The organism is Longimicrobium sp. (genome assembly GCF_036387355.1).
GTDB lineage: Bacteria > Gemmatimonadota > Gemmatimonadetes > Longimicrobiales > Longimicrobiaceae > Longimicrobium.
The window spans coordinates 1-14,852 of sequence record NZ_DASVTX010000230.1 but is presented as its reverse complement, the minus strand read 5'-3'; the positions used below and the strand labels follow the sequence as shown (position 1 = coordinate 14,852).

Annotated in this window: 16 protein-coding genes; 1 reads left to right on the top strand and 15 read right to left on the bottom strand. The window is 70.3% G+C overall.

The features are described 5' to 3' along the window. The 6 genes from VF665_RS10205 to VF665_RS10180 form a co-directional block, all read right to left on the bottom strand. The coding region (locus VF665_RS10205) for a hypothetical protein (protein ID WP_331053319.1) at positions 1-385 on the bottom strand (385 nt) is incomplete at its 3' end. A 360-nt stretch (positions 386-745) separates the two neighbouring features. After that, the gene (gene rsfS, locus VF665_RS10200; protein WP_331053318.1) at positions 746-1,135 is read right to left on the bottom strand and encodes a ribosome silencing factor; all 390 of its coding nucleotides are present in this window, start codon (positions 1,133-1,135) and stop codon (positions 746-748) included. 190 nt (positions 1,136-1,325) lie between these two features. After that, the gene (gene rplI / locus VF665_RS10195; RefSeq protein WP_331053317.1) at positions 1,326-1,775 is read right to left on the bottom strand and encodes a 50S ribosomal protein L9; all 450 of its coding nucleotides are present in this window, start codon (positions 1,773-1,775) and stop codon (positions 1,326-1,328) included. Between the two features lie 21 nt (positions 1,776-1,796). Continuing rightward, positions 1,797-2,033, bottom strand: a complete 237-nt coding sequence (gene rpsR, locus VF665_RS10190) for a 30S ribosomal protein S18 (RefSeq protein ID WP_414678527.1) — start codon at positions 2,031-2,033, stop codon at positions 1,797-1,799. Beyond that, a complete protein-coding gene (gene rpsF / locus VF665_RS10185; RefSeq protein WP_331053316.1) occupies positions 2,020-2,388 on the bottom strand; it encodes a 30S ribosomal protein S6 in 369 nt (122 codons plus the stop codon). Before rpsF ends, rpsR begins: the two co-directional genes overlap by 14 nt. A 320-nt stretch (positions 2,389-2,708) precedes the next feature. Next, on the bottom strand, positions 2,709-2,999 hold the full coding sequence (locus tag VF665_RS10180; protein WP_331053315.1) for a hypothetical protein: 291 nt from the start codon (positions 2,997-2,999) through the stop codon (positions 2,709-2,711). Between the two features lie 212 nt (positions 3,000-3,211). On the opposite strand from VF665_RS10180, the gene VF665_RS10175 reads away from it, so the two are divergent. Further along, positions 3,212-3,784, top strand: a complete 573-nt coding sequence (locus VF665_RS10175; RefSeq protein ID WP_331053314.1) for a DUF411 domain-containing protein — start codon at positions 3,212-3,214, stop codon at positions 3,782-3,784. 527 nt (positions 3,785-4,311) lie between these two features. On the opposite strand, the gene VF665_RS10170 is transcribed toward VF665_RS10175, so the two are convergent. The 9 genes from VF665_RS10170 to purH form a co-directional block, all read right to left on the bottom strand. After that, positions 4,312-5,271 carry a carbohydrate kinase family protein gene (locus VF665_RS10170; protein ID WP_331053313.1) on the bottom strand — a complete coding sequence of 320 codons (960 nt, stop codon included), beginning with the start codon at positions 5,269-5,271 and terminating at the stop codon, positions 4,312-4,314. Between the two features lie 117 nt (positions 5,272-5,388). Beyond that, complete coding sequence (locus VF665_RS10165; RefSeq protein ID WP_331053312.1) at positions 5,389-5,730, bottom strand: MerR family transcriptional regulator; 342 nt, start codon at positions 5,728-5,730, stop codon at positions 5,389-5,391. Beyond that, on the bottom strand, positions 5,727-6,737 hold the full coding sequence (locus tag VF665_RS10160) for an NAD(P)H-dependent glycerol-3-phosphate dehydrogenase (RefSeq protein WP_331053311.1): 1,011 nt from the start codon (positions 6,735-6,737) through the stop codon (positions 5,727-5,729). The genes VF665_RS10165 and VF665_RS10160 overlap by 4 nt, the downstream gene beginning before the upstream one ends. Next, the gene (gene plsY / locus VF665_RS10155; RefSeq protein WP_331053310.1) at positions 6,734-7,390 is read right to left on the bottom strand and encodes a glycerol-3-phosphate 1-O-acyltransferase PlsY; all 657 of its coding nucleotides are present in this window, start codon (positions 7,388-7,390) and stop codon (positions 6,734-6,736) included. Before plsY ends, VF665_RS10160 begins: the two co-directional genes overlap by 4 nt. Further along, the gene (gene der / locus VF665_RS10150; protein WP_331053309.1) at positions 7,387-8,856 is read right to left on the bottom strand and encodes a ribosome biogenesis GTPase Der; all 1,470 of its coding nucleotides are present in this window, start codon (positions 8,854-8,856) and stop codon (positions 7,387-7,389) included. The genes plsY and der overlap by 4 nt, the downstream gene beginning before the upstream one ends. Before the next feature lie 332 nt (positions 8,857-9,188). Beyond that, a complete protein-coding gene (locus VF665_RS10145) occupies positions 9,189-9,743 on the bottom strand; it encodes a putative signal transducing protein (protein WP_331053308.1) in 555 nt (184 codons plus the stop codon). Between the two features lie 313 nt (positions 9,744-10,056). Then, positions 10,057-11,319: a hypothetical protein gene (locus tag VF665_RS10140; RefSeq protein ID WP_331053307.1), complete on the bottom strand. Its 1,263-nt coding sequence runs from the start codon at positions 11,317-11,319 to the stop codon at positions 10,057-10,059. A gap of 79 nt (positions 11,320-11,398) precedes the next feature. Continuing rightward, entirely contained in the window at positions 11,399-12,565 is a 1,167-nt protein-coding gene (gene larC / locus VF665_RS10135) for a nickel pincer cofactor biosynthesis protein LarC (protein WP_331053306.1), read from the bottom strand. Between the two features lie 675 nt (positions 12,566-13,240). Continuing rightward, positions 13,241-14,803 carry a bifunctional phosphoribosylaminoimidazolecarboxamide formyltransferase/IMP cyclohydrolase gene (gene purH / locus VF665_RS10130; protein ID WP_331053305.1) on the bottom strand — a complete coding sequence of 521 codons (1,563 nt, stop codon included), beginning with the start codon at positions 14,801-14,803 and terminating at the stop codon, positions 13,241-13,243. Between the last annotated feature and the right edge of the window lie 49 nt (positions 14,804-14,852).

Below are 14,852 nucleotides of genomic sequence, written 5' to 3'. Positions count from 1 at the left end.
GCGTGGAGGTTCCGGCGCTGATGAGGTAGAATCCGCGGCCGGGCACGGCGCGGGCGCTGCGGGCCAGCGAGGCGCCGTAGAGGAAGATGTCGACGACGCCTTCCTGGTTGGGCATCCCGATGCGGTCGTTGAGGAACGGGTCCTCCAGACAGAGGTCGGCCAGCACCGTGCGGCGCCCGGCGGCGTGCCACCCCGTGGCCAGCGCGACCGCGGCGTCGGCCACCCAGTCGCGGTCGGCGTCGCGGTCAAACAGGAGCAGAACGGGTCCGGCCATGGCGGTTTCGCCGGCCACGGGGCCGGGAAGCCGTTCGAACGACGGGTCAAAGAACGTGGGTGCGGGTGCACCGCGGTCCAGTTGGCCGGCGTGCGGGTGCGGATCGGTCATGAGGCCTGGAGTGTCCGGTCGGGAGCGCGCATGCGAGCGGCGGCGGGGCCGCAGCCCCGCTCCGGGCGGAAAGTAAAGGGCGGAATCGTTGCACCGCAAGGATTTGCCACGCCGTTCCGCGCCCCCCGCCCGCGGCAGGGACAAGGAGTCCCGTCCGCGGACGCCCGGCGTTCCATCCCCCGGTGGGAAGGACCGTCACGGAGCCGCGGCGTACGCGCCCCAAGGACGCCGTGGACACCGCGGCTCCCGGCGCGCCGAGCGCCCCGCATCCACACGAACGCGCGACCCTCCGGCCCGGGTGGACGGGCGGAGGATCGCGCGGAAATAAACGTTTGTGCCGGGGCGGTCGCCCGGCGGGAATCAGGCGCCGACGCGCGGCTGCATGTGGTGCGCGGGGGCGTCGCCCCACAGCCGCTCGAGCTGGTAGAACTCGCGCGCCGCGGGGTGAAAGACGTGCACCACGAAGCTGAAGTAGTCCACGAGGATCCAGCGGCCGCCGCGCTCGCCTTCCACGTTCAGCGGCCGAATCCCCTCGGTCTTGAGTTCCGTGACCACGTGGTCGGCGATGGAGCTGACGTGCGTGTCGCTGGTGCCCGTGGCCACCACGAAGAAGTCCGTGGCGGTGCTCACGTTGCGCAGGTCCATCAGCACGACGTCCAGCGCCTTGCGGTCAAACAGCAGGTCCACGGCGCGCTCCACCTCGTGGGGGATCGGGCCCGCGGGCTGCGTGGCGGGTGTCGAGTCTGTCATCCGGTCTCCAAACAGAGTCCAGTCCTGTACGATCGCGAAATCCGCGCGGTGCGTGGCCCCGGAGGGCGGGCCGCACTGGCGGGGCAAGTCGGGTGCCGACGCGCGCGCGCCGGGGTCGAGTAAACAGACGCGGGGCGGCGCCCGCCGTGCGGACGCCGCCCCGTTGCCTGCCGGGAGAGCCGCGCGAGGATCAGTCCTCGGAGGCGATCACCCACACCTTGATCTCCGGGCGAACCTGCGGGTGCAGGCGCACGGGGACGCTGGTGACGCCGAGGGCCTTGATGGGCTCCTCGAGCTCGATGGTGCGCCGGTCAATCTGCACGCCCTGCTCGGCCAGCTTCTCGGCGATGTCGGCCGAGGTGATGGAACCGAACAGCTTGCCTTCCTGGCCCGCGCGGGCATGGAAGGTAAGCGAGACGCCCTCGATGCTCGCGGCGGCCTGGCGGGCCGAATCGAGCGTCTCGGAATCGCGGCGGGTCTGCGCCGCGCGCTCCGCTTCGATCTTGCGGACGTTGGCCGAAGTGGCCTCGTACGCCAGACCGCGCGGAACCAGGTAGTTGCGGCCGTAGCCGGGCTTCACGTCGACGACGTCGCCGGCGGCGCCCAGGCCCTCGATGCGCTCCCTGAGGATCACCTGCATGATGAGATCTCCTTGATGGGATTACGCTTCGTGACCGGCAATGTACGGAATCAGGGCGAGGAAGCGGCCGCGCTTGATGGCGGTGCCTACCTGGCGCTGATGCCGCGCGCACATGCCGCTGATCCGGCGCGGCAGGATCTTGCCACGCTCGGTGATGAAGCGGCCGAGCGTCTTCTCGTCCTTGTAGTCGATATTCCGAACGGCGCCCTCACACATGGGGCACACCTTGCGTCCACGCATGTCTTCAGCCCTCCGAATCGTCTTCGGACTCGTCCTCGCGGCGCTCGCGGGGCGGCACCGGCGTGGTGGGCAGGTCGCCCTCGTTCACCACCACCAGGTAGCGGAGAACGTTCTCGTCAAGCTTGAGCGCCCGCTCGAACTCGGGCAGCGCCTCGCCGGGCGCGCGGAAGTGCTCCACGACGTAGTAGCCGCTGGTCTGGCTCTCCACCTCGTACGCCAGCTGGCGCCGGCCCCAGTGGTCCGTCGCGGTGATCTCGCCGCCATTGGCGCCCGTAAGCAGCCCATGGAAGCGGTCCAGCCGCTCGGTCACCTGCGCCTCTTCCAGCGAAGGGGCGAAGATGTACACGATCTCGTAGTCCCTCAAGGTCACCATTCCCTTTGGACAGGAGGCCCCGCGCCGGTGCGCGCGGAGCAGGTTTGGTAAAAAACAACTCCCCCGCGCTTGCGGGGGAGCAGGAGATTATAGCACCGGACCGGCTTTTGTGCAACCGCGCGGATCGCATTCCGGCCGGGACAGGGGCGTGGTGCGGAACGTCTGGCACGGAAAGGCTCGCGTGGGACAGGTGGGGCGCGGGCGGGGCGGCGCGTTCGGGCAGGATTCCGCATCCGCCAAACCGCACGGGTAGAACGACCCAGCCCCCGCGGCGTGGGGCCGCGGGGGCTGGGGATCAGAAGATGGAAACGGGCACGCGTTCAGTGCGCCTGCGCGGCCTGCACGCGGCGTGGCGCGCGGGCCGGCTGGGCCCGCAGCGCGCGGATGCGCGAAGTGATCCGCTGCGACTCAAAGCGGGCGAGCACCACCGGAACGTCCAGCGGGCGCGCCACTTCAAAGCGGCCGGAAGGCGAGCGAAACATCAGCACGCGAACCTTGCCGTTGTCCAGGCGAAGGACGAAAAGATGTTCGGCCTGCATGGCGCGAACGGTAAGCTCGGCGGCCCAGAACAGGATCGCCGCTATCAGAACAAGAGCGATTGCGTATGTCATCTGGTCTCCCTTGGGGTCGAGGCAAAAGGTCGTCCTCTGCCCCTCCGAATAGCGATCTCCGTGCCGAACCGGCGGACACCCCCCGGGCGCGCCGGAGCGGTGCGATCCCGCATCGATCAAGCACCGCGGGTGAAACGACGGCGCGTCTCGCGGGTACGGGTGCGCGACCCCCGCACCGTGCGGGCCACGCACAACCCCAGGCCGAACTTTCAATGCGACTCACCGCCGCCTTCCGGCCGGCCACCGCCGCCGCGATCCTTGCGCTGACCTTCTCGGCCTCGTGCGGCGCGGGGGGGAGCGAGAACACGCCCGCGCCCAATGCGTCCTCGCCGGAGGTCGCCCAGGCGCCCATCGCCGAGGCCAGCGCTCCGGCTCCCGCGACGGAAGCTGCGCCGGCCGTGGATCCGCAGGGGCCGCGGATGGTGGTGTACAAGACGCCGACCTGCGGCTGCTGCCGCGCCTGGGTGGAGCACGCGCAGGCCGCCGGGTTCCAGGTGGTGGTGCGCGACACCTCCAACGTGGATCCGGTCAAGCAGGAGCACGGCGTGCCCGGGCACTTGGCCTCGTGCCACACGGCACTCGTGGATGGATACGTGATCGAGGGGCACGTGCCGATGGAGGCCGTGAAGCGCCTGCTGCGCGAGAAGCCGCAGAACATCGCCGGGCTGGCGGTGCCGGGGATGCCGCGCGGGTCGGAGGGGATGGAGATGGGGAACGTGAAGGATCCGTACGACGTGATCGCGATGGGGCGCGGCGGCGGCGTTTCGGTGTACTCGTCGCACTGAGGCGAACGGCGGGAGATGATGAAAGGCGCGGAACCGGGATGGTTCCGCGCCTTTTTCGTGTCAGCGGGCGGGAAGACGAGGCTTCGGTGACCGGGACGTCATACAGTTTGGCGCGTCCGCCTGTCCAGAGCGAATGAATTCGCCGCTGAAAAAGCACGAAGTCCGCCTGCGCGGACTGCGGCCTCGGCATCGTTGCGAGTGGCGAACCGCGGCAAGCCCGCATGTCCGAAGCGAATGGTTCGCCGCTGGAAGGAGGACGCTCTGCACGGAGTGCGGCGGCGGGTCTGGCGGGGAGCGCGTGGTGTCGTGCGGCGGAGGGGATCAGGGACGCGCGGCAGGTGGCGCGCGGCCGACGCACCGGAGCGGCCGGCCGGTGCCGACGCCGGGGCAGGCGCTGAGTTTTCCGCATTTTTTGGGAGGGCACCATCACCGTCGGGCGCACGATGGACGACCCGGCGCGCCACATCCACCTGATCGCGTCTGTTGGCGGAGGTGGCGACGAGAGGCAGTGCGCGGAACGGACGCGATCAGGACGTCGTGATCAGGTACTCGTACAGGCCGGACGCGCCGCGGTGGCCGAGCTTGCGGACGGCCATGCGATGGGCGGCCTGGACGGCGTCTTCCAGCGACAACCCGGAGAGAAGCCCGCAGAAGCAGGTGATCCCCCACACGTCGCCGCAGCCGGTGGGATCGCCCGTGGCGGGAGAGGATGGGTGCTGGACGAAGGAAAGGCCCGCGCGCTCGGTGCCGCGCTCGGCCGGCCAGACAGTGGGGTCGGCTGAGAAGCCGAGGCGCCGTCCCGAGGCCGCGCCCCGCTCGCCGAGGGTGACGAGCGCGAGCCCCGGCCCGGCATCCAGAACCCGCCCGGCGCGCCGCTCCATGCTTTCCCCCGCCCCGCCGATCTCCCCGAGTTCTTCCTCGTTCAGCTGCACCGCATCGAAGCACGCGGCCCATCGCTCCCACTCCGGCAGCTTGCGCCGCTCGCGCACGCCGTGCCCGGCCGGGGTGAGAAAGAGAGAGTGCAGGTCGCTGTAGATGGGGCCGTGGAACTCGGCGCGCAGCTGCTCCGCCGCTTCCAGGCTGAGTTCCAGCCCGGAGAAGTGGTTGACGTACAGCGCATCCAGGCCGGCCACGCGAGGCGCGAGGTCGCTCCACTCCCATCCACCCACGCCGCCCGTCTGGCGCTCATCGCGGCTCGCGTGGTCGTTGTAGAACAGCTCGACGCGGTTGTTGGGGATAGGGACGACCTGGATGCCCGGGCCCGCATTCAGGCCGGGGAGGCCGGCCATCAACCCGCGCGCCTGCGCCTCCAGGTCGTGTCCCACGCGGGCGAGGGGGACGATCTCCCAGCCCGGGGGCCGCGCGGCGGCCGCGGCGGCGAGCGAGTACACCAGCCCGCCCCACGTTTGAAACGGCCGGCCCGCCTCGCGGTCGGCCAGCGTCCAGATGGTGTCCCAGACGAAGGTGCCGAGAACTCCGAGGCGCATCGACGAAAAGTGCGGGAGTGCTGGGTGCGTGAGTGCGGAACGGCAGTACGAGAGTACGAAAGTACGCAAGTGCCCGGTGCTCAGGGCCCAGTGCCCAGTGCCCAGGGACGGACGGCGTTACTCGAGGAGGGTGAGGATTTCTTCGAGTTCGGCGCGCAGGGAGCGAACGAAGGAGCGCTCCAGGGCACGCGCCGCCTCCCCCGCGGCCGCGCCCTCCTGCCGCAGCTCGTCAATGCGCTTGCGGGCACCCTCCAGCGTGTACCGCTCGTCGTGCACCAGGTGGCGGATCAGCGCGATCAGCTCCAGGTCGCGGGCGCGGTACACGCGGTTGCCCGAACGGTTCTTGGGCGGCGACAGCGCCGGAAACTGCGTTTCCCAGTAGCGCAGCACGTGCGGCTTTACGTCGAACAGCTCGCAGACCTCGCCAATGCTGTAAAATTCGCGCTGCGGGCGCTTCATCCCCAGTGCTCCGCCTTGGGCTCGCGCAGCATCAGCTGCTCCACCGCGCGGCGCGGATCCAGCCCCGCAAAGAGCATGTCGTGCACGGCCTCCACGATGGGCATCTCCACCCCGGTGCGGTGCGCCAGGTCACGCGCGGAACGAGCCGTCCGCACGCCTTCCGCCACCATCACCATTCCGCCCAGGATGTCGTCCAGCGAGCGCCCGCGCCCCAGCTCCACGCCCACAGTGCGGTTGCGGCTGAGCCCGCCCATGCAGGTGAGCATCAGGTCGCCGATGCCGGCCAGCCCCGCCAGCGTGCGGGGATCGGCGCCCATGGCCTGCCCCAGCCGCGTGATCTCGGCCAGCCCGCGGGTGATGAGCGCGGCCTGCGTGTTGAAGCCGAAGCCCATTCCTTCCACGACACCGGCCGCGATGGCGATCACGTTCTTTACCGAGCCGCCCAGCTCCACCCCGGCAACGTCGGAGCTGGTGTAGACGCGGAACACGGATGTCTGAAAGGCGGCCTGCGCGCGGTTGGCGGCGTCCTGGTTCTTGCTGGCGATGGTGACGGCCGTGGGGAACCCCTTCCCCACCTCGAGGGCGAAGCTCGGCCCGGACAGAAAGCACGCCGAATCCGACACGGACGGCGGAAGCACGTCCGCCAGAACGCCGTCCATCGTCATAAGGGATTCGTTCTCGATTCCCTTGCTGGCGCTCACCAGCAGCACGCCGTCGGCCATGTGCGGCGCGGCCTGCGCCATCACCTGCCGCACCACGTGGGAGGGCGAAACGGACAGCACCAGGTCGGCACCGCGCATGGCTTCGGCCATGTCCGTCGTGGCGCGGAGGGAGGGGGCGAGGCTGATCCCGTCCAGATACTTGGAGTTGGCGTGGCCGTGGTTGATGGCGTCGGCCACGTCCGGCTCAAACGACCAGACCACGGTGTCGATCCCCTTGCCCGCCAGCAGGTTGGCGAGCGCCGTGCCCCAGCTGCCCGCCCCCACCACCGCCGCCCGCGACGTCATTCCACCGTCTCCGCGTCCGCCGTGACCGCCGCCGCCGCCACCGTGGCTTCCGGCTGCTTCTTCGCCCCGAAGCGGGGCTCCTCGCCCCGCAGAATGCGCCCCACGTTGGAGCGGTGCGCAAAGATCACGAATGCCGCCACGGCCAGCCCCAGCACGCGGATTTCCACGCGCACCGGCGTCAGCAGCAGCATGGCAATGAGCGCCAGCGCGCCGGTGATGGACGCCGCGGACACCATCCGCCCGGCCCGGAGCACCACCAGCCAGACCACGAAGGCCACCCCCAGCGCCGGCGGAGCGAGCCCCAGAAACACGCCCGCGCTGGTCGCCACGCCCTTGCCGCCGCGGAAGCGCATGTAGATGGAGAACACGTGCCCGATGATGGCCGCGGCCCCGTACGCAAGCTCCCACCGCCAGTCGCCGGACCCGTCCATCCAGCTGAACAGAACGACGGGGAGCGTGCCCTTGAGGATGTCGAACACCATCACCGGCGCGGCCACTTTGGCCCCCAGCACGCGAAAGGTGTTGGTGGCGCCCAGGTTGCCGCTGCCGTGCTCGCGCAGGTCGATCCCCTTTGCCATCCGCCCCGCGATGTAGCTGGCGGGGATGGAGCCGAGCAGGTAGGACAGAACCACCAGAAGCAGGGGGGTCGTCACCCGTTCTCCTCGTCGTCCTCGTAGTCCTCGTCGAACTCACCCTCAAAGTCGTCGCCGAAGTCTTCCCTCACGTACTGCACCTCCACGCCGTCCTCGTCCGGCTCCTCCGGCGCGTGCGCCACGCCCTGGCGGCGCCGCGGCCCGTCGCGCTCGTCGTCCCGGCGGCGGAAGCGCAGAACCAGGGGCGAGCCGGTAAAGCTCCACTCCGCGCGAAACCCGTTCTGCAGGTAGCGCTCGTAGCTGGTGGTGACGCCCTCGGGGTTGTTCACCCACAGGATCATGGTGGGCGGCTCCGTGGACACCTGCGTGCCGTACAGGAACTTGACGGGGTGCCCGTGGTGCGCCGGCGGCTTGGTGCGCATCACCAGGGCGCGCAGCGTCTCGTTGACCTTGTGGGTGGGAACGCGGCGCTTGCGCTGCTCCTGCACCTCCACGATCAGCTCCAGCGTGCGGTGCACGCGCTGGCCGGTCAGGGTGCTGGTAAACACGATGGGCACCCACTGCAGGTAAGTGGCGCGGTCGCGGATCTCTTTCTCGTACCGCGGCGCCGTCATCGTCTCCTTTTCCACCAGGTCCCACTTGTTGCAGACGATGATGAGCCCCTTGCCCGTCTCCCACGCCTTTTCGGCGATCTTGAGGTCCTGCACGGCGATGGGCTCGGTGGCGTCCAGCAGCAGCAGGCACACGTCGCTGCGCTCGATGGCGCGTTCCGTACGCAGCGAGCTGTAGAACTCCACCCCGTGGTCGATCTTGCTCTGCCGCCGCAGGCCGGCCGTGTCCACGAACACCAGCTTGCGACCCTGGTAGCGCATGGGCGTGTCGATGGCGTCGCGCGTGGTGCCCGCGACGTCGGAGACCACCAGGCGCTGCTCACCCAGCAGCCGGTTTACGAACGACGACTTGCCCACGTTGGGCCGGCCGATGACGGCCACGCGCAGCGCTTCTTCTTCCTCGCCCTCCACGTCCGGCAGGTGCTCGACAATGATGTCCAGCACGTCGCCGCTCCCCTTGCCGCTGAGCGAGCTGACCGGGTACGGCTCGCCGATCCCCAGGTCCCAGAAGTCGTGGTGCCCGGTGGCGCTGGGGTGGCCCAGGTTGTCGACCTTGTTCACCAGCACCACGGAGGGCTTGGCCACCTTGCGCAGGTGCTTGGCGACGGCGTAGTCCAGCGGGTGCGGGCCGGCCTTGCCGTCCACCATGAGGACGAGCACGTCGGCTTCGGCGATGGCGGTGAGCACCTGGTCGCGGATGAGCCGGTCCATGGGCTCATCGGAGTTTTCCACCAGGCCGCCGGTGTCCACCAGGTAGAACTCGCGGCCGTTCCACTCCGTGCGGGCGAAGTTGCGGTCGCGGGTCACGCCCGGCCGGTCCTCCACAATGGCGATGCGCTCGCCGAGGACGCGGTTGAAGAAAGTGGACTTGCCGACGTTCGGCCGCCCCACGACGGCGACTACGGGTAGCTTCACGGCCTGTGCTGTTCTGGATGATGAGGTCGATGCCGGCTCCAAAGTGCTGGTGCGGCAACGCCGAAACAAGGCCGGTGCGTTCAGGCGGGTGGATATCGCCCGATCCGTGGCTCTCCCGGCCCTGGCCACGCGGCGGTCCTGCTGCGGATCAAAAGGCTGTGCGCATGCGGAGAGACCCCCGCCCAGCCCCCTCCACCCGCTCCGCGGGAGAGGGGGAGCCGTCCGGCGCGGGGGGATGGCGGGGTGCGCGTCCGCCGCCCCGCGCCGGGGATCCCCGCCGTCCGCGAGTGAAGCCCCCCTGGAAGCCGAGGCCTCCCCCGCGGATGATCCGCTTACGCGCCGATCAGGGACGCGCCGCAGGTGGCGCAGACTTCGGCGCCGGGCTCGTACGCCTCGCCGCAGTTGGCGCAGGCAAAGCCCACCTCGCCGCTGGGGCTCATGTGCGAGCGGATGATCTCGATCCCCTGCTGGAACTCAAAGGCCGGCACCAGCACGCGGATGATGCTCAGCTCGCCCAGGTCCACGGGGAAGTTGTCGTCCTTCTGCGTGTAGAGCTGCGAATCGATCCCCTCGGCCCGCAGGTTCTCGGAGATCAGCCCCGCCTCGATCTCGTCGTTGGTCGTGTACACCTGCGCCCATCCCTGGATGAACGGGATGTCGTCGTGCAGTTCGCAGAGGGCCGGCTCCATGCCGGCGGGCTCACGGCCGCAGACGGGCTCGCCGCAGATGACGCAGCGGAACCGCGTCATGGTGGACGAGCCGAGCGAGCAGGGCACCGGATCGCTGAGCAGGCCGCACGACGGGCAGCCGACGCTGTCGGTATGGGCGGCGCCGCAGCGGATGCAGTCGATGCGCGCCTGGGTGGCTTCGGGGCTCTGGACGGACACGGATCGGGTCTCGGGCGTAGGGACGGCCGCCTCGCTGCGCGCGGCACGAAAAAAGGTCGGCGGGGCGAAAAAGCAAGAAGCGTGCGGAAGGAGGGGAGTGCGGAGTGCGGAGTGCGAGAGAACTGGAGTGCCCGGTGCCAAGTACCAAGTGCCCAGAAGCGAAAGGCACATCGCGGACACGCCGCCACTCTCGTACTCTCGTACTCTCGTACGTCCTGTCACTCCGCACTCCGCACTCCGCACTCAGTACTTACAAGAAGTGCCCGGCGCCGCACTGGGCACCGGGCACTCGGCACTGGGCACTGCCGTTCTCTTACCGCACCACTCGATAGCTGTATCCGCTGATCGGCGAGGTGTTCGCGATCGTCAGCTCAAACGGGGTGCGCTGGCCGCGGGCGGGGGGAGTGATGGTGACCGTGCCGGTGCCCACGGGGCCGCGGACGCCGTACACCGTGAACTCCACCTGCACCGGCGCCGTGGGGCCGTTGCCCACCGCTTCGCCGCGGATCTGCGTGCCCGCGTCGGTCACGTCCAGGTTCAGCCGGTCCAGCTGCACCGGAATGGCTTCGGACTGCGTGCGGACGGCCGTCGCCTGCCGGCTGAAGTCGCTGGCCTGCGCCGTCTGGCGCGCCTCGGAGGCGGCCTGCGCCTGCCCCGCGAAGCCGTTGTAGTACAGCAGCCACGCGCCGTTGCTCAGCGGCGCCAGCTCCGTGGCCCGCCGGCCGGCGGGCACCAGCTCCCGCCAGCGCTCCAGGTTGTACAGGGCCAGCGCGTAGTGGTACGCCGCGTCCGAGCTGTTCGGCATGCGCCGCATCAGATCTTCCAGCAGCACGGCGGCCTGGGCCGAGGAGTCGCGCTGCAGGTACTGCACGCCCGCGAGCACCAGCGCGTTCAGCGTGTTGCTGTGCACGTCGGCGCGGGCGCTGTTCACCTCGGCGGAACTGTCCGCGGGAAGCGATTCCAGCAGCTGCACCGTGCGGCGCCAGTACCGCACCGCCTCGCCCGTGTTCTGCCGCGTAAAGTTCACCAAGCCCAGCGTGAACATCGGCTGCGGCATGGTGGAATCCAGCGCCACGCCCGCGTTCAGCGCCGCGAGCGCCCCCGTGGTGTCACGCGCCTGCAGCATGGCGCTGGCGCGGTTGACCGCCACCAGCGCTCCCTGCCGGCGCTGGCGGTTGATGTCGTACTCGCCCAGCGCGGGGCACAGCTCCGCGGCGCGGTTGTAGAACGTCACCGCCTCGGCGAAGCCGCCCGTGTTCACCGCCGCCTGCCCGGCCAGGTAGTAGCCGTAGGCGTTCTGCCCGTCCGCCGCGATGCCGCGGCGGGCCTGCTCCAGGCTGCGGGTGTACAGCGCGGGGCGCAGCGAGTCGCCCACCGCTTCCACGGTGGCCAGCGCCAGCGCCGCGGAGTCCAGCACGGGGGAGCCGGTCAGGGTTCCCGGCGCACAGGTCACGGCCGGCAGCGCCACGGTGGGCTGCGGGACGGCGGCGGGCGTGGTGCCGGTGCCCGCGCCCGCGCAGGCGGCGGTCGTCAGCGCGGCGCCCAGCGACAGCAGCAGGCCACGATCGATCTTCATCAGCAAATTCTCCCTCGGTGAGAAAAGGGGGTCCGCTCTCCAGCCCGGAACGGCCCGCGTACGCCGGACGGATCCGGCCTCAGTCTTCCCGGGCGACGCCGTCCGCCAGCAGCGCGCGGTACGCCTCCAGGGGGTTCATGCCGAGCCTGGCCGCGGCGCGGGCCACGTCCTCGAACTCGGCCTTGGCGCGCTCGCCGCCGCCGGGCAGCCGCGAACGCTTGACGCGGATGGCTTCGCCGCGCCACGTAACCGTATCCATGCGCCGCGGCAGCACTTCGCGGCTCGCCACCCACCACCGCACGCCGATGGTGGTGCCCGCCTGGAACAGCGCCGTCTGCACGGCCTCGCGCGCCGCCGGAAGCGCCAGCGCCTCAATGCGCAGGCCGGGGCGGCCCTTCTTCATGGCCATGGGCTGCGCGGTGCAGTCCAGCGCGCCGGCATCGAGCACCGCCTGCAGCAGCGCGGGCACGTACTCGGGCGGCAGGTCGTCCATGTCGGCCTGCAGCACCACCACGTCGCCGCTGGCCGAGCCGCCCTCGATCAGCACCAGCCGCAGGCAGTTGGGCCGGTCCCCGGGATCGCGCGTGCCCGCGCCAAAGCCGTCGCGCACGGGCGTGAACGTCACCGGCGGCGGCGCGCCCCCGGTGAGCGCCTTGATCAGGGCCGCGCCCGTGGGGGTGGTGCACTCGCCCTCGAACTCCGGGTCGCGCACGGGAATGCCGCTCAGCAGCTTGAGCACGGCGGGCGGCGGCACGGGAAAATGGCCGTGCGCCATGTCGACCCAGCCGCGGCCCAGCGCCACCGGCCGCGTGTAGAACTCCGTCGCGCCCAGCTCGTAGCACCCGGCCACGGAACAGAGCACGTCCACAATGGCGTCCAGCGCGCCGACTTCGTGAAAGTGCACCCGCTCCACCGTGGTGCCGTGAACGGCGGCCTCGGACTCAGCAAGAAGTGTGAACGCCTGCACCGCACGGTCGCGGATCTCGGGGCGAACGGTGGTGCCCTCGATGATCTTGACGACGTGGTGCAGGTGGCGGTGGGCGTGCTCGTGCGGCAGTTCCAGCTGCAGCCGCGTGCAGGCGATGCCCTTGCGGTCCACCTTTTCGGCGCCGACGCGGATGTCGCCCAGGTTCAGGTCCGCGACAAACGACTGCAGCCATTCCAGCGGCAGTCCCAGGTCCAGCAGGGCGGCGACGGTCATGTCGCCGCTGGCGCCCGCGAACGGGTCAAAGATCAGTCCGTACACACCACGCTCCGCACAGGGCCGGCGCTCGCGGCCGGTCGTGACGCGCCGCGCCGCAGCCGGCGCCGCCCGGGCGGACGGTACGGTCGGACTGCGGCGCGGGAATTTTCGAGGGCGCCAAGGTAGGCGCGGAGGGCGGCCTCGTCAAACGGTCGGGATGGACGGTTGGCCGGCGCGAGAGGTCTCGTGGTGGCCCGAGGTCCCCTGAGCGGATGAATCCGCCGCTCGAACAGCGGAAAGCCCCGACTCGCGGCCGCTGACGCGTCCACGATCAAGGCTTCAACCGATCCGGAGGAGAAGCAGGGCGTAGATGGCGGGCACCAAGGCGGCCCCCACCCGGGTTCGCATGACTCACCCACCCTCCCCCAAAACAACCTGGGGGAGGGTTGGCGGGCGACAAACTCTGGAGCGTGTACCCAATGCTCCCTTCCCCCAGGGGTTTTGGGGGAAGGGGTGGGGATGGGGGCCTCTTCCGGCGTGCGCCGAACCCTCCGACCCGCACCAACTTGCGTTGGGGTGTGCCCCCTCTCCCACATCTGTTCGTGGGAGAGGGTGGCGAGCTTAAGCGAGCCGGGTGAGGGCGACACCCTCCGCCGCACCGAATCCCGCCGTCCTCAACCCTGCATCTTCCGCAAACCCGTCCCGCCGATCCGATCCCGACGCGCCGACCCCGCCGGATCAGTGCCGGAACAGGCGCCGGCCCGTGAACACCATCGCGATCCCGTGCTCGTCCGCGGCGGCGATGACCTCCTCGTCGCGCACGGAGCCGCCGGGCTGGATGATGGCGCGAATCCCCGCCTGCGCCGCCGCGTCCACGCCGTCGCGGAAGGGGAAAAAGGCGTCCGAGGCCAGCGCCGCGCCGGCCAGGTCGAACCCGTTTTCCCCCGCCTTCATCACCGCGATGCGTGACGAATCCACGCGGCTCATCTGCCCCGCGCCGATGCCCAGCGCCATGCCGCCGCGCGCGATCAGGATGGCGTTGCTCTTGACCGGCGCCACCGCGCGCCATGCGAACCGCAGGTCCTCCATCTCGTCCTCCGCCGGCGCGCGGCGGGTGACGACCTTCCACCCATCCTCCGGAAAGAGCGCGGAAAGGCGGCGCTGCGCCACGAACCCGCCGCGCACCCGCTTCCAGTCCAGCTCGTCCTCCGCCGCGGCCAGTGACGGGAGTTCCAGCAGGCGCAGGTTCTTCTTTTCCGCCAGCAGCCGCACGGCGCCTTCCACGAACGACGGCGCCACGATGGCCTCAACGAAGTTGGGGCGCAGCAGCACCGCCGCCTCCTGCGTCACGGGGACGTTGAAGGCGATCACCGAGCCGAACGCACTCGTGGGGTCTGTCATCAGAGCCTTGCGGTACGCCTCCGCCGCGTCCGCGCCCACCGCGATGCCGCATGGCGTGGTGTGCTTGATGATGGCGCACGCCGCCAGCGCTCCATCCGCCCACGCGCTGATGGCCTGCACCGCGCCGTCCACGTCGATCAGGTTGTTGAACGACAGCTCCTTGCCGTGCAGCTGGCGCAGGTCCGCCAGCCCGCCGGCCGCGCCGTCTTCTCGGTAAAACGCGGCCGCCTGGTCCGGGTTTTCGCCGTAGCGCAGGTCCTGCACGCGGGTGAGGGAAAGCTGCACGCGCGGCGCGAAAGGACTGGCGGACGTCTCGGAATCCGCCGCCGTCGCGCGGGTCAGGTATTCCGAAATCGCCCGGTCGTACTCCGCCGTGTGGCCGTAGACCTTAGCCGCCAGTTCGCGGCGCAGCACGAGCCCCCCATCCGCGTTCAATCCGTCCAGCACGCGTCCGTAGTCCGCCGGATCCACCACCACCCAGACGCTCTCGTGGTTCTTGGCCGCGGAGCGCAGCATGGACGGCCCGCCGATGTCGATGTTCTCGATCGCGTCCTGCAGCGTGGCGCCCGGTCGCGCGACGGTTTCGCGGAACGGGTACAGGTTGACGGCGACCAGGTCGATGGCCTCGTACCCGTGCGCGGCCATCTGCGCCATGTCGTCGGCGTTCGCGCGGCGGCCCAGAAGGCCCGCGTGCACGGCGGGGTGCAGCGTCTTCACCCGGCCGTCCATCATCTCCGGATGCCCCGTAATTTCCGCCACCTCGGTGACGGGAAGCCCGGCCTCGCGGAGCGCGCGCGCGGTGCCACCGGTGGACAGCAGCGTCCAGCCCCGCCCGTGCAGTTCACGGGCAAAGTCCACCAGCCCCGTCTTGTCCGAAACGCTCAACAGTGCCCGCGGCATCGTCAGTCTGTCCGTGTGGATGATGGGAATTCAGGCGTCCGCAAGCCGG